The sequence below is a fragment of the Winogradskyella sp. 4-2091 genome (assembly GCF_045765065.1).
Lineage (GTDB): Bacteria > Bacteroidota > Bacteroidia > Flavobacteriales > Flavobacteriaceae > Winogradskyella.
On record NZ_JBJKOD010000002.1, the window covers coordinates 171,183 to 192,779 of the forward strand.

Genomic DNA, 21,597 nt, shown 5'->3' on the forward strand with positions numbered 1-21,597 from the left:
GCTAATGAATTATTCTCCCTCAATAATATTGAATTATTAATGTTTTCAGTATTTTTATGCTCCAATTGCAAAAAAAACCATATAAACTGACAATTAAGTGACATATTCTCGATTAATAGCAGGCACCATGACTTGGGGAAGTTGGGGAAAACAACTCTCAAAAAAAGAAATGGCAGCCTTAATGAACTTCTGCACTGAAAACCAAATAACTACCTTTGACCATGCTGATATTTATGGTGCATACACCACAGAAGCAGACTTTGGTAAAGCATTTGCTGAATCTGGTCTAAAACGCGAAGATGTACAACTCATCTCTAAATGTGGAATTCAATATGTTTGTGATAACCGAAATAACAAGGTTAAGCATTACAACTATGGCAAAGACTATATTATATGGTCTGTTGAAGAATCTCTTAAGCATTTAGCAACTGAATACTTAGATTTATTACTACTTCATAGACCTAGCCCTTTAATGGTTGCGGAAGAAATAGCTGAAGCGATAACAATTTTAAAGAAAGACGGTAAAATTAGAGATTTTGGTGTATCTAACTTTACGCCATCTCAAATGGATATGATTGGTTTACGGATGGATATCGATGTCAATCAGATTGAATTTTCTATTACAGAACACTCCTCAATGCACAACGGCACTCTAGATTTCATGAAAACAAATGGCATTAAACCAATGGCTTGGTCTCCTTTAGGTTCTGTGTTTAGAGAAGACACTGAACAAACCAGACGCATTCATAAACAATTAGGTGAGCTAATGGATAAATATAGCGCAACCGAAGATCAACTATTGTTGGCTTGGATTATGAAACATCCTGCAAATATTCACCCTGTAGTTGGCACAACCACAAAAGAGCGTTTAAAACAAGCCATTGAAGCCTCTAAAATCAATTTAGAATTAGAAGATTGGTTTTTAATCTTAACAGTTGCGCAAGGACATAAGGTTCCTTAATAAAAACATGCTTAACTCTTTATTAAATAAAGACTTAATAAGTTTGTTGCTCATATATTGGTGGATAGGTAAATAAAATTTACTCAGGTTTTCTATGGATAATCATTTAAATTAGTATTCCTAATACAACCTTCATCATATATGAGCAACAGTATTTTACCTCAAAAAGAAACTAAAAAGAGCTATTTAACCGCATTAATAACAGGAGCAACCAGTGGAATTGGCAGAGCTACAGCTCACGAATTTGCTAAGAACGGTATTAAACTTATACTTTGTGGACGTAGACAAGAGCGACTAGATAGTGTACAGAAAGCATTATCTAAAGAAACTATTGTACATACGCTTAATTTTGATGTGCGAGATAGACAACAAACTTTTGAAGCCATCGCGTCTTTACCAGAAGAATTTCAAGACATTGACATACTAATTAATAATGCCGGAAATGCACATGGATTAGACCCAATACAATCCGGAAATTTAGACGATTGGGATGCTATGATGGATATTAACGTAAAAGGATTGCTATATGTAAGTAAAGCTATTATTCCAAGAATGACAGAACGGAAATCCGGACATATAATTAATATTGGATCCTCAGCCGGAAAAGAAGTTTATCCAAACGGCAATGTATACTGTGGTAGTAAGCACGCTGTTTTAGCAATAACAGAAGGTATGCGAATTGATCTAAATCCTTTTGGAATTAAAGTAGGTGCTATTAATCCTGGCTTGGTAGAAACCGAATTTTCTAAGGTTAGATTTAAAGGCGATGCTGCTGCAGACAATGTCTACAAAGGTTATAAAGCATTACAACCAGAAGATGTTGCCGAAGTTATTTACTTTGCAATCACTAGACCAGCACATGTAAATATTGCAGATGTTCTTATGTTTTGTACAGCGCAAGCAAGTTCCACTATCGTTAATAAAGAATTATGATAAAGTGGCTAGAGGATTATTGGCGAGCTTTAGTTTCGGAATATACTGATGATGCTTTAATAAATTCACTTTGGCAAGACATTAAATTACATTACACTTCCAAAAATAGAAATTACCATAATTTATCGCACTTACATAATATGTTTCTTCAATTGGAAGCATTTGAAACTAAAATTGAAGATTTAGAGTGTTTAAAATTTGCCATTTGGTATCATGATATTATTTACAAATCTACCAATAAAGACAATGAAGAGCGAAGTGCTACTTTTGCCGAAAACGCCTTAATGTTATTAAATTTTGATGATTCTAGCGTAAAAAAGGTAAAAAAACTCATCCTTTCAACCAAAAAACACAAATTACTTCTAACTGAAAACATGGATAATGCATACCTTTTAGATTTAGATTTATCCATTCTAGGAGCGGATTGGGAAATTTATAAGTTATACATTCAAAACATTAGGAAAGAATATAAGATCTATCCAAATATAATCTATAAACCTGGACGAAAGAAAGTACTTCAACATTTTTTAGAAAGAGATTCGTTATATTTTACAGAACGATTTAAAACAAAATTTGAAAAACAAGCACGAAACAATTTAAATAGGGAAATTAAAATGCTTTAAAAAAGAGATTCCCACTTTCGTAAGAAGCAAACATGATTAATAAAAGACTACTCATAAAAAATCTATTGGCTCATAACGATGAGAACAGCTTTTATGACAAAAAACGAAAGATTGACATAAGCCAAAAAGAAGGAAAAGGTAAGTTTTTAAAACATATTTGCGCACTTTCTAACAGCAATCCCAAGAACAACTCTTATATTGTAATTGGCGTTAAAGATGATGACAACAACATAATTGGTGTCGACTTTTTTGATGATAGTAAAATTCAAAACCTCATAAACGCTTATCTCAACAATCCACCAATTGTAGAATATGAGAATATTCCGTTTCCGCATTTACCAGATGATAAAGTTGTAGGACTAGTAACCATAAGACCAATAGATGTCATTACTTCTCTTAAAAAAAACATCTGGAAATATTATGGTGGCTCTGTATTTTTTAGAGATGGCAGCATTAGCATGCCTAAAGTTTTTGATATTGAAATTAAAGATGTTAATTCTAAAATAGTTTCAGCCATTGAAAACCATGCACAAAATAATATAGAATTAACGTTGGATGGTGTTTTTGATTTTATGAACAAGCGCCAAGATTATAATCCGCAATACAAAGTTTTTAAAGAATACTTTGTGTTATGTTGGTCTGGCGACAAAAAAGTGGTTAAGAACGAAACCTTCTTCTCAAGGGTTGATATTGAATTAATAAATGAACAAGTACGACTCTTTTATTCTACTCTAGATGAAGATTCGATTTCTTATAATGAAGATCAATTTAAAATTATAGAATACGTAAAACTAGGATTACAAAACTCATACAAATATTACAAACTCGAAGAAAAAACGATTCGGTTTGAAAATAACGCACAGTATTCTATTGAAGCAAATCTTATTTTTGAACCACCACAATTTGATAGAAAAGTTTTGCATCATATTTATAATTCTAATAATACAATTCTAGAAAAACTCGAAAAAAAACGAGAATTAAACCAAAACGAAAACGAAGATTTAAAGAATTTAGCGGCAAGTTATTTAATCTGTTACCTCAACGGATTTAATGATGCATTAATGAAATTAGAAATCTTAAAACCGTATGTAAAAAGCTACAATTCAGAGCTGTATACCTCATATAAAGAAACTATGCGAATTTTCAGAAAAGTGAAATATAATTAGTTCGTCGGAAATAATGGGTTTTTAACCTTGTTTTTATGCACCTTATCGGAGACCTATTAAAAACCATACTGATTATACATTTTTTTTAACCATTCATCAAAAAATTTGTTGAGCAATGAATTTATTATACATCTTTGTATTGCTATTAATCAATTACTAAACCTTGTTTCTATAAAGCCTAAAGCTGATATTGAAACAAGGTTTTTTTTATGTCTTATATGAATTTTAGTGATTTTTGTTCTTTAGGAATGATTCCTTTTGCAGATACATTCATCCAATTTTTTAGAATTGTTGAATAAATAGATCTAAAATCTACACTATATTTTAAATCACCATTATCGTCTAAATCACTTAAACTCGCTAGGTTATTATAGAAACCAGCTTGTTTTAAATTTTTTCCAATTATAAAAACATTATTTGCTGATCCATGATCTGTACCATTAGCGGCATTCTGTTTTACACGTCTACCAAATTCAGAAAAAGTTAAAATCAAAGTATTTTCAAACGCGTTGTTTTGTTTTAAATCATTTACAAAAGCAGAAACACTTTTAGCATATTGAGAGAGTAATTGGGTTTGTTTTTTATTTTGATTAGCATGCGTATCAAAACCACCTAAAGACGTGTAAAACACCTTCGTATCTAGACCAGAATTGATGAATTGGGCTACATTTTTAAGTTGTTTTGCAAAATTGTTTTGAGGGTAATCTTCACTAGATGATTTTACGTTGGTATTTTCAAAAATATAATTAGCGGATGACTTCGCCTCAATCATAGTTTGATATAAGTAACCTAAATTATGTTCGCTCAAGTGCGCATCGTTATAATGACTTAAAACATTTTTAAAATAAGGATCTTTAGCCGTGTTGTACAGCACTTTATAATCGTTTGTAGCGATACCGTTAAAATATTCTCCTTTCATAGCCAAACTAAGTTGCTCGTCCATTTCCATTGCATTGTACGGCTTTTCACCATGTTGATCTAAGTAACGACCTATCCACCCACTTTGTAAATACTCACCTGACCCACTTGCTGTTTGCCAAATATCCATGGATCTAAAATGTGACCTTACCGGATTTGGGTAACCAACATTATTAATTATAGATAATTCGCCGTTATCAAACAAAGAACGTAATGGATCGAGACTTGGATGAAACCCTAAATCATCGTTAAGCTTAATAATATCTTTTGTTATTGCTAATTGTGGTCTGGCATTATAATACAAATCATTATTGTGCGGAATTATAGTATTTAACCCATCGTTTCCTCCTGCGAGTTGAACTATCACCAAACGTTTATAGCCTAACTGATTTGTGGCAACATTTTCGAATGCTTTTACAAAATTTGGCACAAAAAACAAACTGCTTGCTAAAGCGGAATTTTTAATAAATTTACGTCTATCCATAATTATAATCGCTTTAACACATTTGATATTCTGGCAACGACATTAACTGAATGCAATACTCCTTTTTGGAAGCTTTATTCAGTGTTTTTAAATAGTCAGCGGTTCCTTTATTAATGCTTCCTTGAATAATAAAGTCCTGAAGGTTCTTGGAGCTTACGTTTTCAAAATCTGATAGAAATGTATCCCAAGCTGCTGTGATTCTAAAAGGTAATTTTCCTTTGTTCTTTCTTAAATAATTTCGTTTTAAATCATCTGATATATCTGTATCTCCTTCTTTTAGTGAAATCATTGCATTATTCAACATTACGGAAGGTAATTTTAAACGTACCATAATTGTGTTTGCATCTATCCAAGCTTTATCTCCTTTCCAACCAGCGACATTAGGTGGTGACAACAAGGTTTGACCTAACAATTTCTGTATTTTTAGTAAATCCTTTTCTCTTTCGTATTTAATTGGAATTATATGTGACATACCAACCAAATACTCTATTGGAGATTTTATTTTTACACCAATATTAACCTCATCATAAAACCAATCTGAAAGGAACACAAAACGCATTAAATTTTCAATATTGTAATCCTTAAAAAACACATTTGCCATTTCCTCAATATGCTTTTTATTAGGTTTTGGGTTAACAAAATAGCGATAGATTTTAGTAGATATGAAAATAGCACATTGTTTATCTTCAAGTATAATATCTACTATATCATCTCCTGAAAAATTTCCTGTTTTACCGAAAAATGTTTTTAAATCCTCATCGTGATGCTTAGGTCGCATTCTAAAGTTACCATCAAAATCATGATTATAACCTGTAAAGGCTCTAGCACTTTCTTTTATATCCTTCTCAGAGTAATGACCTTCACCTAAAGTGAACAGTTCCATTAGTTCACGTGCAAAATTCTCGTTAGGTTGATTTTTTCTATTATGTTTTCCGTTTAAATACTTAAGCATTGCTGCTTCTTTTGATATAGCTTTTACAAAGGTTTTAAAATTACCTAAAGCATGTGTTCGTAAAGTATTATTAAACATTTGGGTAAAAATGACATGATTCTCTTTACACACAAAATGATTGGCCCAAAAAAGCGTCATTTTTTCCCTTAGCAGCTCCTTAGATTGCCCTAATCGATCAATCCATGCAACGTTAAGATTTTTAAGCTTTTCACGACTCTCCCTTCTAATTTTTTGAGCTAATTTAGGATTGTCTTTTAATTCTTTTTGAGTAACACCACTCATGAAAGAAAGATCAATCTCTAATGGCGTTATTGATTGAGAATCTACAAATATTTGTTCTACAACGTGAATTCTACTTTTAGGCAACAAATTGATAGTGTTTGGATTACTACCAAAACCTATACGCCAATACAAATGCTGAAATTCTGCTGCTGTCATATCTTATAAGACTAATTAATTACCAAAAGGTTTAACTGAAAAAAACCGCTTCTATAAAAGAAACGGTTTTTAGACTTAAATATTTTGACGTGATCATTTACCACCATCAAGTTCATCTTGCCACTTTAATAGCTCTGCCCATTTGCCTTCGTAAGCAAACTTTGCTTGTGCAGGCCATGTTCCCGGCTTATGTACTTTAAAACGATCACCACCACTATCTAACACAGATTGACATTTCTCTACACTACACTCAGATAATGCTTTCCATGTTTTTACATCATGGTTATGAAATAATTCTTGGATTTTTGGTCCAATACCCTCAACAACTGTTAAGTCATCTTGTTTTATTTTTTTACCAAAAACAGCCTTTGCTGCATCGGCATTAAACGGAATTAAAGCAACAGCAGGAGCGGCAAACGAAGCCGCCAAATTAGCATTTTCTGTTTTCGCTGAGGTTAAATCTGCCTGCAAAAGAGAAGCCCTATTTTTAGACGCACTTAAGTCTGCCTCTAATGCTGTTCTTGCTTTTCTACATGTGGCTAAATCTGCTTCTAGCTTAGCAACTCTTTCTTCACAGTCATCACAGTTTCCTCCTCCTAGAAGTTTTCCAAGTAAATAGCCTAGTAGCGCACAAATAGCACCTACAAGTAATGGGATTAATATACACCAATTCATAATTTATAATATTTTAAGTTAGTTAGTTTATTGTTATTACGGTCCGTCTGTTTTTAGCTTGACCATCTTTGGTACTGTTATCTGCAATAGGACTATTTGGTCCTTCTGAAGACGTTTCTATATTAGTCCCTAGAATGCCATTTCTTACTAAATAACCTTTAGCAAAGTCTGCACGTTCTTGTCCTAATCGCATATTTGTTGCAGCACTACCTGTATTATCTGTATGACCTATAGCCTGTATTTTTAAACCAAGCTTATCTACACAATGAGAAATAACCGCAATCTTTTTACGCTGTTCTGCTGTTAAATTTATCTGAGCTTGACCTGTATTAAAATATAATACAATAGGGTTTTTTCTAATCGCTTCACAAGCTGCCTCTAATGCTTCGTCTGTAGCATCACTTTCTGCTGTTAACATACCGAATTCTAAAGGACCAAATAATGTATTAGTATCATCAGGAATGATACTATCATTTAATTTCCCTAAAGTATTTATCTGCTTCGCTGATATTCCTTGAGATACTAAATAGTTCTTCACTGCATTTGCTCTTGCTATTCCTAAATTAGGAAATGCAGAATCATTGGTTTCATCACTTTTATAATAACCGGTAATATCGATTGTTTTTAAAGGATTAGCTGCGAGATAATCTTTTAATCTCATCACTTCTGAAGATACATTTTCTGAAAGTGGATCTAAGATTGAAAAATTAGAGGTTTTAAAATTAAAGTTATCGTTAATTTTAATGTTGAAGTCTCCATTGGCATCAGATAGACTAAGGCCATTTTTGGTTACTGACTCCATTTCGGGTTCTGGCACTACAATATTGGTTTCTGTACTCGTTTCTGTAACATTGTCTGGAGGGCAACAATAACAACTATCACATAAATAACAATACAATAAGGTTCCAATAATAATAGTAATCAAAATACCTAAAAGGTAAGCTGTTTTTTTACTCATTGGTTAGTGTTTTTAGTTAATTGACTGTCAAGATATTAAAAAATTTAACATCTTTAGTCAATTATATGAAACACAATTCTTAAATGAGTCACAATAATCTAGTTTTTTTGGTCTATAAATCGCGACACCAAATCTCTTTTACCTAAAAGAAACATAATTCCAAAACCAATTGTATTATATGATCCAGTTTTAAAAAAAGAATCTAGTTCTTGAGGTGCATTTATGTTTGTCTTAATTCTTCTAAATGAATAATCTACGTAAAAAGCAACGTGCGACTGTATTTCATAAGTCAAATACAATCCATAACTAGACATGGTGCCAGAGTCTCGCTGAATACCTTCTCCTAAATTAAAATCACTGTTTATAATATCTGACTCACCAAATAAGGCAGCATTAATACCTAATCTAAAACCTGGAGCAGGTAAAAACTCATAACCTATGTAGAGAAAATTATTCTCAATTCTACTTTTATTATAGTTCCCAACCAGTTCTTTATTTTCCACTTTAAAATAACTTATAGAGTTATTATACTCCATAAAAAATTGTTTGTACACATATAATTTAATCTTCAAATCATAACCGCTACTTCCGCTATACGCACTCCCAATAAAATTATTGCCAGTTGATATTGGATTTTGATATCCAATAGAAAACCCAAAATATTTTTGCCGTTCAACTGAACTTAAAATACTTGATTTCTCTTCTGCTTCATACTCTTTATCACTATCCTCTTGTGAAAAGGAAAGACAACCACTTAGCAAACAAAAACTAATAAAAACCTTTTTAATAACTAAATGTAAATTCATAATTCGATTGATCAATGGTAAAAGTTTCAGTGATTTCTGATTGGTTATTAATAGAATATGTAAATTCTATGATTGTACCCAAAACAGTATTTAAACTATGCTCTACTTCAGTATTGTTATCATTTAAAAACCCAAAATCTAATAAATCATTATAGCAATAACTTTGGTTCTCATCAAAACTGCCTTGTTCATAATATTCTACACAATTGATATTTGTGTATTTAAATCTATAATCTAATGTCGTTCCTTCTCCACTTGTTCGTGTAATATTGTAATTTAAAGTTCCCAACGCTTTTAACTCAATAATGTTAAGATCATAAACTAAACTTGGTGGAACATAATTAATTGTACTTGTATAATATCTATATTTTGACAGCTCATCTTCTGCGTCAATTTCTATAGAAAACTCATCATCTAAATCTAAAACTGAAGTTACAGAGAACTCGCCACTTTCATTTGTATAACCTCTTCCTAATACATACTCATCAAAACCAGAGCTCACAAAAATACCACGAGGTCGTCTTGTATAAACACTTATTATCGCATTCTCTACTGGATCACCTGCTTCATTTATAACTTGGCCTGTTACTAAAATCCTTGTATCATCCTCAAACCGATCTACGCAACTAAAAGTTGATAAAAAAAGACATAAAACGGGAAGAATTATTAATTTTCTTTTCATGTTTATATTTTAATAATAAATATGTAACTACAAGATGAAAAATATAAGAAATGGTTGCGTCTCACAGCGTTAAAAATAAAAAAAGCCGCTTCTTACGAAACGGCTTTTTTTTCTTAAATAGTTAAGAGTAATTTACAAATCAAATTTAATTCCTTGAGCTAAAGGCAACTCGTCAGAATAGTTAATTGTATTGGTCTGTCTTCTCATGTAAACTTTCCAAGCATCAGAGCCAGACTCGCGTCCTCCTCCAGTTTCTTTTTCACCACCAAAAGCACCTCCAATTTCTGCACCAGATGTTCCAATATTTACATTTGCAATACCACAGTCTGAACCAGCATAAGACAAGAATTTCTCTGCTTCTTTCATTTCGTTAGTCATAATGGCTGATGATAAGCCTTGAGCAACACCATTTTGTTTAGAGATCGCATTTTCTACCTCTCCAGAATATTTCATTAAATATAGAATTGGTGCAAATGTTTCGTGCTGTACAATTTCAAAATGATTTTCTGCTTCGATAATTGCTGGTTTAACGTAGCAACCAGATTCGTAACCTTCGCCTTCTAAAACGCCACCTTCTACTAAAACATTTCCACCTTCTGCTTTTGCTTTTTCAATCGCAGCTAAATATGTGTTTACTGATTCTTTGTCAATCAAAGGTCCAATATGATTTTTTTCATCTAAAGGATTCCCTATGGTCAATTGTCCATAAGCACCAACAATGGCATCTCTTACTTTATCGTAAACGGATTCGTGTATAATTAATCGTCTCGTTGATGTACAACGTTGCCCACAAGTTCCAACAGCACCAAAAACAGCACCAGGAACAACCACTTTTAAATCTGCAGTTGGTGTGATTATTATCGCATTGTTTCCTCCTAATTCTAATAATGATTTTCCGAAACGTTCAGCAACTGTTGCACCAACAATTCGTCCCATTCTTGTAGAACCTGTAGCAGACACTAGAGGAATTCTAGAGTCTGTTGTCATCATTTCTCCAACTTTATAGTCGCCATTAATGATACAAGATATTCCTTCTGGTAGGTTATTTTCTTTTAAGATACCTGCTATAATATTCTGGCAAGCGATAGAACACAAAGGTGCTTTTTCTGATGCTTTCCAAACACAAACATCACCACAAATCCATGCTAAAGCCGTATTCCAAGCCCAGACTGCAACCGGAAAATTAAAAGCTGAGATAATACCAACTACACCTATGGGATGCCATTGCTCTCTCATGACGTGACCAGGACGCTCTGAAGGAATCGTTTGTCCATTTAGTTGACGTGATAAACCTACTGCAAAATCACAGATATCAATCATTTCTTGTACTTCACCATAACCTTCTTGTAAAGATTTACCCATTTCGTAAGACACCAATTTCCCTAAGGGTTCTTTTAAGTCTCTTAGCTTATTCCCAAACTGACGTACTATTTCGCCACGTTGTGGTGCAGGCTTGTCTCTCCAAGATAAAAATGCACGTGTTGCAGCATCCATTACCTTATCGTAATCTGCTCTTGTCGTAGATTTTACTTTGCCAATTAATTGGCCATCTACAGGAGAATAACTTTCAATAATCTCTCCATTAGAAAAATTATCAGAGCCTGTTGAAGTACCTTCATTTAAATCCTTAACACCTAACTGATTTAAAGCGTCTTTTATTCCGAAATCGGTAGCAATTGCTTCCATATATGATTAAATTTTATGAATTATTAAATTTTGACACGAAGTTACTAATAAAAACTCAATTTTAACCGTAGCAATTGTTGCAAATAGTATTAATTTATATAAGGTTGAGATTATGGTTTTTTTTACAGCTTTTATCTCAGATAAAAATGCTCTTTTTAAGATTATTAAAAAATGTAGCCTCTTTATATGTAACAATTTAATATCTTTAAATACAAATAGTTAACCAACCTCAACTACAACCATCAACCTAATTTACTTTCAACCTAAAAGAAAGTAAATGATAACATTATTTCGTCGTTTTAGACAACGGCTTCTAACCGAAAACAAATTTTCGAAATACCTGATCTATGCCATTGGAGAAATTATCCTTGTGGTAATTGGTATTCTCATTGCACTAGGTATTAATAATAACAACAACTTCAATGCGCAAAGAAAGGTAGAACGCGAATATTTAACGTCTCTTCAATCAGAATTTGAAATTAATCTACAAAAAATAAACACTTCAATTAAAGTCAATGAACAACGTGTACAAACCTTAGAAAAGGTTTTAACCTTATTCAATGACAATGTACTCGATACTATTAGACCACAGACAATCTCTCAATTACTTGGACCTATTTTAGGTAGTGATATTCAATATGTACCAGCTACAGGAGTGTTAAATGATATTATTAGTTCTGGTAAACTCAATCTAATTTTAAATAAAAACTTAAGAAAAGATCTAGCCTCTTTTGAAAGCACTATAAACTATTTAAGCACCCAATTAAACGATGCCGATTTTACACAACGAAAATTAACCAGTCTTTTTTTTAAAAACGGAAGTGCTAAAACTATTGTTATGGATTTAAAAATGATTGATTCAGAGTTGCAATCCATATCTGCAAAAACAAATAATAAGGACATCTTCACTTCTATTGAATTTGAAAACTATTTAGTGGATTATTATTTATTAGCTAAGGCTACAAATGGTCCTCGATTATTTAGCGGCATTAAATCGCAAATAGAAAACATATTAAAAGAAGTTGAACACGAATTAGAAAACACTGAAAGCTATTAATTGAATATAAACATCATGAAAACTAAAAAACCAAACTGGACTAAAAGTGAATTACAAGTTTACATTATGCTACTCTGTGCTAATGCAGATAAAACCGAAACTGAAGAAGAATTAGATATGATACAAAAGAAGACTAGCAAAAAAACATTTTTAAAAATGCATAAAAAGTTTCATAAACACGCTTCCAAAAAGCGACTAGATAAAATTGAATCTTGCATTGACAATCACAATTATAGCCAAATGGAATTAGCTGCTTTTAGACGAGAAATGTATAAGATATTTTTTTCGGATTGCAGTTTTAGTATGATGGAAGAACGTTTAGACATGACCTTAGATAATATACTTTACTAATGATTAAATTTTTTAGAAAAATAAGATTCAACCTTTTAGAAAAACGCAAATCTAGCAAGTACTTTAAATACGCCATTGGCGAAATTTTCCTTGTGGTTATAGGCATTCTCATTGCGGTAGGCATAAACAGTATTTATAATGCATCCCAAAATGAAAAAAAAATAAAAGCTATCCTTACTCAAGTACAGCAAGATTTAAAAACAGACATTATAGATGCCAAACGTATTTATAACGTTTATATCGGAAAAGATTCACTATTTCAAAAAATAATGAATGATTCCATCACTTTTGAGGTGTATAAAAAGAATCCATATCCATTGCCAATTACTGGAAATTATGTCTCTTTCAGTAATAAAAAAGGCGGTTATAATCGATTATTAAATAACCTGGAAAATTTACCCGAAAAATATAATTACCTTATTCCTTATTTGAATAATTTATACGTTGAAATTCAAAACGAAATCGACGATTACAACACCTTTATTAAAAATACAGTGATGATAGATGGTCGTAAAGACCTAATGGCAAACCCAAAAATTGCCGACTACAGTATGGGAAGATATCTTGATGAGGCGATGGCCTATTATTTTAACGACCCATTTCTTAAAAACAAATCGTCAATATACATGAACGATTTAGGAAACATCTCTAATGCCGCTAATGAATATAGAGTTGAGAGTATCATACTCTATAAAAAAATAGATTCCTTATTGGATAAAACATCTACTGAATATAATGAACCGTTTATGCTATGCCCTAAAAAAGAAAGCATAAAAGATTTTTTAGGCGATTACAAAGGTGCTTCAGCAGCACTTGGTGTAACAGTCTCTGTTAGTATGGAAAATGAACGATTAGTATTGAAATCACCAATTATGCCAGACGTAAAGCTATACTGGCATGAGGGCGATTATTATTTTATTAAAGAAGCTAGTGTTATTGTTAAATTGTATAAAAACAAGCAAAACCAGGCTATTATTGAATTTAGTGGCTTTGGAGGGAATGATAGATTTATAAAAAACAACAAAGAAACTTCTAACTAAAAGGATTCCCTAATACAAGGGAAATAGATATGATAAAATTCTTTAAACATATTCGTAAATCGTTACTCATGGAAAACAAAACTTCCAAGTACTTGAAATACGCCCTTGGAGAAATCATCCTCGTGGTTATTGGGATTTTGATTGCCCTTTCAATTAATAACTGGAATGATCGACGCAATAATGACATCAAGGAATACAAGTTACTAAATGAAATGCACGATAATCTCAAAAACGATTCAATAGATATGGCGGGCAATATAGTGCGCAACACAAGAGTGCTTCATTCTGCAGAAGCAATTCAATATCAACTTGAAAACAACATAGCCTGGAACGATTCTATGGCTACACATTACAGCCATTTAAACACCTACACAAGTAAGATCGCTATTGTTAAATCGAGTTATGAAAATCTCAAATCCATAGGCTTTGATCTCATCAAAAATGATAGTCTTCGTGGTAAAATACATGAGTTGTATGCACAACAATATCCTTTTGTAGAGCGTATGGAATCCGAACATATGGAAGCAATGAAATATTCTTTACTATTACCACAATTAACATCAAAAGTTAAGAGCGTTTCTAAATGGAAAGCTAAACCATTAGATCTAAATACACTCGTCTTTGATAATCAATTTAAAGAAACAGTTATTTTATTCATAAAGGCGCAGGAAGGATTTATTGGCTTGTATAAATATCTACAACAATTACAGTCTGAACTTATTGAGATGATTGAGAAAGAAATTGCAATTAAAACATTACCAAACTAGCAATCAATCCATGATAAAATTCTTTAGAAAAATTAGACAAAATCTACTCGCAGAAGATAAAACTGGCAAATATTTTAAATACGCCATTGGCGAAATATTCCTCGTGGTTATTGGTATCCTCATTGCACTTCAGATTAATAACTGGAATGAAAAACGGCTTCAAAAACTCACATTAAGTAACTACTACAAACGCATGCATGAAGAGTTAGAAAGTAGTCGTGATGAACTAGACAATTTTATCATTGGAATTGATAGTTTAGTAATGCTAAATAGAAAAACACTTGAAATATTAAGTTCTAACAACAAAGATTCTATACCAACGCTACAAAAAACCTTAGGTGCATTAGGCACAGCTTGGGTCACTAATTTTAATTATCCAATTGTTGAAGAATTTATGAATGAAGGCTATTTAGCTAAAGTAAATAACACCAAAATTAAAGATGAGTTGCAAGCATTTAGTATTCAACTGAACCGTTTTAATAGTCTCGATACAGGCATTGTTGATCAATATTCTTTAACTATAGAACCTTTTATTAACAACCATCTTAATTACTCACAAATTGCTCTAGACATGTATAAAGAAAGCCTCGTACCTGGAGGACCTGAAACTGATTTTGAAAAGCTATTTAATAATTTAGAAGCATGGAATATTATAACACTTAAGTTAGAGATGCTTGTTTATCAAAAGTACGCTTTGCAAGAATTTAAAGCCATGAGAGAGCGCCTAACCAACTTATTAAATTCAGAGCTAAACTTGAAACCATGATAAAATTTTTTAGAAAAATAAGATACAACCTAATGGAAACAGGCAGAACAAGTAAGTACTTTAGATACGCCATCGGAGAAATTGTGCTTGTAGTAATAGGAATTTTAATTGCCCTGCAAATTAATAATTGGAACGAAAACAGAAAAAATACCCAATACGAACAAAACTATCTGCAAAGAATTCTATCTGATTTAAACAAAGACCAAAAAGAACTTGAGATGCATTTTAATACAGACACACTAAAACTAGATGCATTTACTCAGATAATGCGTACGCTAAGGACCAATTCAATTAAGTTAAACCAACAAGCTTTCTTAGGAGCTTTAAGTAACACTCAGAAAACCAACTGGTTTGAAGGAAATGATGTGGTATTCAGTGAAATGAAATTTTCTGGTAAGCTAGCGCTAATCGCTTCGGAGGAATTAAAAGAAAGTATACAAAGCTATTATAAGCAAGTAGAAGAAGTTATAAAACAAGAAAACACCTACGTTGCCATACAAACAGACACCTATTACAGCATGGGTAATTATATAGACAATGCCTTTATATATGAAGCTTCATTAGCACCTAGATGGAATTCAAATACTAACGCGGTAACTTATGAAGACATCATTAACTTTTATGATAATTTTAATGAAGATCAAAAAAAAGAAGGACTCAAAGATTTAACAACACTAAAAGCAAACATTGTGTACAGTAACAATGTTAGAAATACCCTTTACGTAAAAGGTAAAGCAACAATTAAACTCATTAATGATTATTTAGAAAAGAAGAAATAATAAAAGTAAAATCTCGTAGACCTTTGGTTATGATAACCGCTTGCGGAAACTTTAAAAACCTTTTATATGATTAAGTTTTTTAGACACATTAGAAAAAAACTACTCTCTGAAAACAAATTCAGTAAATATCTAATTTACGCCATCGGAGAGATAGTATTGGTAATAATAGGTATTCTCATTGCTTTAGCCATTAACGAAAATGCAAAAGACAAAAATAATTTAGAATTACGTAATCTATATGTAAATCAACTAAATGATGAAGCCAATCGTAACATAGACCGACTAAAAGAGCTTCATGATTTTACGATTATAATGCTTAAAGAGGTTGATACATTAAGCATCATATTATACACAAAAGACTACGATAACCCAAAATTGCCAACAAAAGCATTTCTTCTAATGGATACAGACTATCTTAACCCATCAACGGTAACCTACGAAAACTTAAAGTTCTCTGGTGATCTAAAATTGTTTGATGATTTAAGCTTGCGCAACTCTATATCAGAAGCTTACGAAACATTAAATGAAGTTAAAATTTCTGAAGATTTAGATTTTAGCGGATTTGAAGATTATTATTTTAATTTTTTAATTAAAAATGTGAGCTTTTTTGAAATGCAGTTAACCGCAAAAAATTATGCAAAAGAAATCCATTTTCAGAATTATATTTTAGCCCGACGAACCTCTTTAAATCTAAATAAAGAAGCCTATGAGCGTTCAATAAAATCCTTTAATAAACTAAAGTCTGTTTTTGCAGAATTAAAAGATGAAAAATAAATATAGAAAGCACAACAATATAAATCTTATTCATGCCCTAAGGCTTGAGACCAAACACTAACAAATGATAAAATTCTTCCGAAAAATCCGCCAAAACTTACTCTCAGAAAACAAAACTGGAAAGTATTTTAAATATGCCATTGGCGAAATCATCCTTGTGGTTATTGGAATTCTCATTGCGCTTCAAATAAATAATTGGAACGAAAAAAGGAAAACTAATACTGTTTTAGAAAATTACTACCATCAAATTATAACAGACTTAGCCAAAGACTACAATCGCATGCATTATGATATCAACACTTTGGAATCAAATTACTTATCATCATACAACGAATTTGTAAAAAAATTACCATCTCAAAACAGTCCAGAAGCCATTATATTAAGTTCCCTAGAACTTGAATACACTACAACTGCTTACACTAATTTTAACACCAATACTATAGAGACTTTACAAGCCACAGGTGATATAAAATTAATACCAACAGAAATTAGAAATAAACTCATTGAACTAAAAAATGACCAAGACAGATCTTATAAAGCGAGTAATAATAATTATGATAATTTTTTAAATGAAATAAGTAGAGCTACAGTTTTAGGCTATAATCCTAATCTTATTTCATTTAATGGAAAGAACACATTAAATGAGCAACTTTATAAAGATTTAGAAATAGAAGATAATTATTCAGAAATTGCTCTAATTATAGTGTCATCCTATTTTGCCAAAAACATAGGAGAACTTGATACCTTTAGAAATTTAAAATCTATACAAGAAGATGCTAATAATCTATTTTTATTAATCAATGAGGAATTAGGCAATCCGTACAAGGATCTTGAAAGGGTTGTAACGGAATTTAAAACTTTAGATAAACTTGTAAATACAGGTAAAACAGCAGACGAGATTATTGCAGTTATAGAAGCCCAAGATAGAGACAATCCGGATTATAACATTTCAGAACGCTATATAAATTCTTTAGGTTATTATTACTTAAATACATTCAAAAAGCCAGAAGATGCTATAAAAATTTTTAAACTCAATATAGAGTTATACCCAGACTCTTGGAACCCTTATGATAGTTATGGCGAGTGCTTAGTACGTATGGGAGATTTAGAAAATGGCATTAAAAACTATAAGAAATCACTAGAATTAAATCCAGAAAATGAGAATGCAATAAAAGTACTTAAGGAATTGAAAGTAGAAAATTGAAGAGGAATAAATAAAGTGTATTAACTGCTATAAATCATTGAGTGTTTTGGCTAATTCCATAAAATAATTAATTATTCATTGTATCGTAGCACGTTTTTATTTTTGTAGTAATTTGAATGTTGCTTTCCTCAACTTTTTATTCAAATTAAATGTCAAAGCAACTCTGTGGTTACTTACATTCTTTAAATTTTCATCTTTTAATGCAATTCCATATCCATATGTCAAATTAACCCATCCACCAAGGCTAAATCCTAATTCAGGTAGAACTCGAAACTCTGAATTGCCATTTTGAAAATAATTAACAGCCGAAAGTCTCATTGTAAAAAACATGGGTGATATTTCATATCCAATTTTTGGTGCTATAGTAAAGTTTTCGTTAGTCAGAAAATTTGATTCAAATCCTAACCTAAATCCACTAATTCCAACAATAGGGACTTTAGATTTAAAATCTACAGTTACTTTTCCTATTAAAACATTTACATCGGCAAATAAATTTCCTTGTAAAATAAGACCTGGTGAAAAAGCAAAATCAGTTTTAGATTCAGTTAGGCTTTTCTCTTCTTGAGAATAGCAGAGAAATGAGCTTAAAATCAAAAAAAAGAAAGTAACACTTTTAATCATTGCTCAATTTTTACTTAAAGGTATATCAATTTAAATCTATAACTCCTCATTTACTTCTATCTATAAAACAAAAATCTACAAAAATTTTATATTAAGCAGTTATTTGCTAAATTACATCTTATACGATGTAGCCATAAACATACAAACACCTATGTTATCTTTAAACACGTGTTTAAAGGATAAAATTTATGATATCTCGTAGAAATCTAATTGACACATAGAATAACCACAGATAAGAATCTGTATTTTTAACTCAAAACCCAAAATTTATATGAAGTCATTTTTACCTACACTTTTCTTGCTATTTGCTTTTAACTTAACCTTTGCCCAATTAGGTTTTGAAGCACATTACGTATATGGTGAAGCCTCCTACAACGAATCACTTTGTGTAGAGGACATAACAAATAATGGACATTTAGACATTATTTACTCTACAACTTATGCAGGTAGTGGTGACAGCGTAAAATTTGTTACTAATGTAAATGGCGAAGGTAGTTTTTCCTATCCATCTTATATCTCTAGTTTAAACTTTGCAACCTCTATATATGCTGCAGATTTAGATGGTGACAATGATTTAGATATTATTACAGCAAACTCATTAGAAGATAAGGTCTCTTGGCATAGAAATGAGTACAATGGTTTTGTATATTTTGATACTGATGCTGAGGAGATAATAACAGAAACTCAAAATGCACCTTCTTCTGTATTTGCAGAAGATATAGATGGTGATGGTGATTTAGATGTCCTTGTAACTTCTGCTTATGATGATACTGTGGCATGGTATGAAAACACAGATGGCTTAGGTAACTTTGGAGCTAAACAAGTTATCTTTAATAATGCAGATGGTGCAAATTATATTGAGAGTGCAGATGTTGATGGCGATGGAGATATGGATATACTTGTAGCCTCAAACTACGACAACGTAATAAGATGGTTTAAAAATACCGATGGGCAAGGCACTTTTGTATTAGGCGAAGTTATTACCACATTTGTAAGTTATGTTTATAAAGCTACGTTTGCTGATGTAGATGGTGATGGCGATTTAGATGTACTCTCGGCATCTTCTAGTGATAGTAAAATTGCCTGGTACGAAAACACAGATGGTCTTGGTTCTTTTGGTGCACAACAAATTATTAGTACCGAATTAAGCTTTCCGAAAGAAATTGAAAGTGCCGATTTAGATAATGATGGCGATCTGGATATTATTGCATCCTATGGTAGCTATGGCGGAACTGTTGAAACTGCTGAAATAGTTTGGATCGAAAACCTAGATGGACTTGGTACTTTTGGAAGTATACAAAGTATTAGTGGTCCTGGTCATGGTGCTCATACTATTTCTGTAAAAGATATAGATGAAGATGGTATTCTAGATATAGCTTTTGTCAGTTCTTTTGATATGGGTTGGTATAAAAACCTTGGTATTTCAAGTAATGAAATTTCAGGATATGTAAAACTAGACACTAACCTCACTGGTTGTACAAATCCTAATATTGACATACCTAATATATTTATAACAACCACAAATGGCACAGAAACTTTGACATCAATGACCTTAAATAATAGTTTGTATCAATTATTTCCAGGTGAAGGCGATTATACGACAACTATTGCCTCTCAATTACCAAGTTATTTTAATGTATACCCAAGCTCGTACGACTCCTCTTTTACAGGTTATAGCAGTACTGATACAGCCAATTTTTGCTTGCAACGTTCTGGTGTTGTAGATGATTTAAGTATATCGCTATATCCATTATCTGACCCTAGACCAGGATTTGATATTATTTACAAACTCGTCTATCGTAATAACGGTAACACACAATTAACTGGTAGTGTAACATTAGACTTTGATGATGAAAAAATACAATATATCACTGCGAATGAAAATGTTGTTCAAGATTCAGATACCTCATTGAGTTTAAGTTTTACAGACCTCAGCCCTTTTGAAATTAGAACCATTGATTTAAGATTTAATGTTTTTCAGATACCAACAACTAATATTGACGATGTTATAGAATTTACAGCAACCGTAAATCCAATAGCAGGAGATGAAACACCAGATGACAATGTTTTTCTCTTCAAAGATCTTGTAATTGGTGCTTATGACCCTAACGATATTAGAGTTTTAGAGGGTGAAACTGTTCATATTGATGATTCAGATGAATATTTACATTATATCATTCGTTTTCAAAATACAGGTACTGCAGAAGCAATAAACGTTAATGTAGAAAACACATTAGATGACAAACTAGATTGGACAACCATGCAGCTAGAATCCTTAAGTCATGATGGTCGGGTGGAAATAACGAACAACACGCAAGTTAATTTTATATTTAACGATATCAATCTACCAGATAGTACTAACGATGAACCTAATTCCCATGGTTATATTGCTTACAAAATAAAACCAATAAATTCGGTTCAGATCGCTGATATTGTTAATAATACAGCAGACATTTATTTCGATTTTAATCCTGCAATAACAACAAACACCGTATCTACAGAATTTGTTGAGCAACTCTTTAATGCAGATTATGATATAAATAATTTCTCAATTTTTCCGAACCCAACTTCTGGTTTAATAAATATATCTAGTAAAACAGCATTACTTACAATTTCAGTAATTGATATAAATGGTAGAAATCTAAAAGAAATTCAATTTAACAATCACACATTGAATACTGAACTCGACTTATCTCATTTAAAAAGTGGCGTTTATTTTTTAAATATAAATTCAAACCTTAAAACAACCAATATTAAAGTGATGGTTAAGTGATAGCGTTTACTTCATGAAAATTGAAACAATAAGCGAATAAAATATTTAAAGCCAAATACTAGCCGATTTTGATTTAGTTAAAGGCACAAAAAAATTAATTTAGGGGTACCAAACTAGAAACTATCAGTTTACACTTTTCAAATGATGCTCAATTAGAAAGTGCCATTATATAATGCGCAACCT

21 protein-coding genes are annotated in these 21,597 nt (G+C 31.6%); 13 read left to right on the top strand and 8 right to left on the bottom strand.

Features of this window, described 5'->3' with window-relative positions; all coding sequences use genetic code 11:
- The first annotated feature begins 97 nt into the window (after positions 1–97).
- The 4 genes from ACJBCC_RS03160 (at position 98) to ACJBCC_RS03175 (ending at position 3,683) form a co-directional block, all read left to right on the top strand.
- Positions 98–961 (top strand): aldo/keto reductase family oxidoreductase, encoded by an 864-nt coding sequence (locus ACJBCC_RS03160; RefSeq protein WP_407556376.1) that lies wholly within the window; start codon positions 98–100, stop codon positions 959–961.
- 141 nt (positions 962–1,102) lie between these two features.
- Positions 1,103–1,894, top strand: a complete 792-nt coding sequence (locus ACJBCC_RS03165; RefSeq protein WP_299098424.1) for an SDR family NAD(P)-dependent oxidoreductase — start codon at positions 1,103–1,105, stop codon at positions 1,892–1,894.
- Positions 1,891–2,517: a hypothetical protein gene (locus ACJBCC_RS03170; RefSeq protein ID WP_299098423.1), complete on the top strand. Its 627-nt coding sequence runs from the start codon at positions 1,891–1,893 to the stop codon at positions 2,515–2,517. The genes ACJBCC_RS03165 and ACJBCC_RS03170 overlap by 4 nt, the downstream gene beginning before the upstream one ends.
- Positions 2,518–2,549: 32 nt before the next feature.
- Positions 2,550–3,683, top strand: coding sequence for an ATP-binding protein (locus tag ACJBCC_RS03175; RefSeq protein WP_407556377.1), 1,134 nt, complete (start codon positions 2,550–2,552; stop codon positions 3,681–3,683).
- A gap of 214 nt (positions 3,684–3,897) precedes the next feature.
- On the opposite strand, the gene ACJBCC_RS03180 is transcribed toward ACJBCC_RS03175, so the two are convergent.
- From ACJBCC_RS03180 to ACJBCC_RS03210, 7 genes are all read right to left on the bottom strand, one after another.
- Positions 3,898–5,085 (bottom strand): DUF1501 domain-containing protein, encoded by a 1,188-nt coding sequence (locus tag ACJBCC_RS03180; RefSeq protein WP_407556378.1) that lies wholly within the window; start codon positions 5,083–5,085, stop codon positions 3,898–3,900.
- Between the two features lie 13 nt (positions 5,086–5,098).
- On the bottom strand, positions 5,099–6,475 hold the full coding sequence (locus ACJBCC_RS03185) for a DUF1800 family protein (RefSeq protein WP_407556379.1): 1,377 nt from the start codon (positions 6,473–6,475) through the stop codon (positions 5,099–5,101).
- Positions 6,476–6,568: 93 nt separating this feature from the next.
- Positions 6,569–7,150: a hypothetical protein gene (locus ACJBCC_RS03190; RefSeq protein WP_407556380.1), complete on the bottom strand. Its 582-nt coding sequence runs from the start codon at positions 7,148–7,150 to the stop codon at positions 6,569–6,571.
- Positions 7,151–7,172: 22 nt separating this feature from the next.
- Positions 7,173–8,108, bottom strand: a complete 936-nt coding sequence (locus ACJBCC_RS03195; RefSeq protein WP_407556381.1) for an OmpA family protein — start codon at positions 8,106–8,108, stop codon at positions 7,173–7,175.
- Positions 8,109–8,206: 98 nt separating this feature from the next.
- Complete coding sequence (locus ACJBCC_RS03200) at positions 8,207–8,914, bottom strand: hypothetical protein (RefSeq protein WP_407556382.1); 708 nt, start codon at positions 8,912–8,914, stop codon at positions 8,207–8,209.
- Entirely contained in the window at positions 8,892–9,596 is a 705-nt protein-coding gene (locus ACJBCC_RS03205; protein WP_407556383.1) for a hypothetical protein, read from the bottom strand. Before ACJBCC_RS03205 ends, ACJBCC_RS03200 begins: the two co-directional genes overlap by 23 nt.
- 132 nt (positions 9,597–9,728) lie before the next feature.
- Positions 9,729–11,282 (bottom strand): aldehyde dehydrogenase family protein, encoded by a 1,554-nt coding sequence (locus tag ACJBCC_RS03210; protein WP_407556384.1) that lies wholly within the window; start codon positions 11,280–11,282, stop codon positions 9,729–9,731.
- A gap of 277 nt (positions 11,283–11,559) precedes the next feature.
- On the opposite strand from ACJBCC_RS03210, the gene ACJBCC_RS03215 reads away from it, so the two are divergent.
- From ACJBCC_RS03215 to ACJBCC_RS03250, 8 genes are all read left to right on the top strand, one after another.
- The gene (locus tag ACJBCC_RS03215; protein WP_407556385.1) at positions 11,560–12,339 is read left to right on the top strand and encodes a DUF6090 family protein; all 780 of its coding nucleotides are present in this window, start codon (positions 11,560–11,562) and stop codon (positions 12,337–12,339) included.
- Positions 12,340–12,354: 15 nt separating this feature from the next.
- Positions 12,355–12,690, top strand: coding sequence for a hypothetical protein (locus ACJBCC_RS03220; protein ID WP_299098415.1), 336 nt, complete (start codon positions 12,355–12,357; stop codon positions 12,688–12,690).
- Complete coding sequence (locus ACJBCC_RS03225) at positions 12,690–13,730, top strand: hypothetical protein (RefSeq protein ID WP_299098414.1); 1,041 nt, start codon at positions 12,690–12,692, stop codon at positions 13,728–13,730. Before ACJBCC_RS03220 ends, ACJBCC_RS03225 begins: the two co-directional genes overlap by 1 nt.
- A gap of 68 nt (positions 13,731–13,798) precedes the next feature.
- Positions 13,799–14,497: a DUF6090 family protein gene (locus tag ACJBCC_RS03230; protein WP_407556386.1), complete on the top strand. Its 699-nt coding sequence runs from the start codon at positions 13,799–13,801 to the stop codon at positions 14,495–14,497.
- Positions 14,498–14,507: 10 nt separating this feature from the next.
- A complete protein-coding gene (locus tag ACJBCC_RS03235; protein ID WP_407556387.1) occupies positions 14,508–15,263 on the top strand; it encodes a hypothetical protein in 756 nt (251 codons plus the stop codon).
- A complete protein-coding gene (locus ACJBCC_RS03240) occupies positions 15,260–16,042 on the top strand; it encodes a DUF6090 family protein (protein WP_407556388.1) in 783 nt (260 codons plus the stop codon). The genes ACJBCC_RS03235 and ACJBCC_RS03240 overlap by 4 nt, the downstream gene beginning before the upstream one ends.
- A 66-nt stretch (positions 16,043–16,108) precedes the next feature.
- Positions 16,109–16,816: a hypothetical protein gene (locus ACJBCC_RS03245; RefSeq protein ID WP_407556389.1), complete on the top strand. Its 708-nt coding sequence runs from the start codon at positions 16,109–16,111 to the stop codon at positions 16,814–16,816.
- Between the two features lie 64 nt (positions 16,817–16,880).
- Positions 16,881–18,020: a DUF6090 family protein gene (locus tag ACJBCC_RS03250; protein WP_299098408.1), complete on the top strand. Its 1,140-nt coding sequence runs from the start codon at positions 16,881–16,883 to the stop codon at positions 18,018–18,020.
- A 96-nt stretch (positions 18,021–18,116) separates the two neighbouring features.
- Here ACJBCC_RS03250 and ACJBCC_RS03255 read toward each other — a convergent pair whose 3' ends face one another.
- Entirely contained in the window at positions 18,117–18,641 is a 525-nt protein-coding gene (locus tag ACJBCC_RS03255) for a hypothetical protein (RefSeq protein ID WP_299098407.1), read from the bottom strand.
- Positions 18,642–18,912: 271 nt separating this feature from the next.
- Between ACJBCC_RS03255 and ACJBCC_RS03260 the strand changes: the two genes are divergently transcribed.
- Complete coding sequence (locus ACJBCC_RS03260) at positions 18,913–21,414, top strand: T9SS type A sorting domain-containing protein (protein WP_407556390.1); 2,502 nt, start codon at positions 18,913–18,915, stop codon at positions 21,412–21,414.
- Positions 21,415–21,597: the final 183 nt, after the last annotated feature.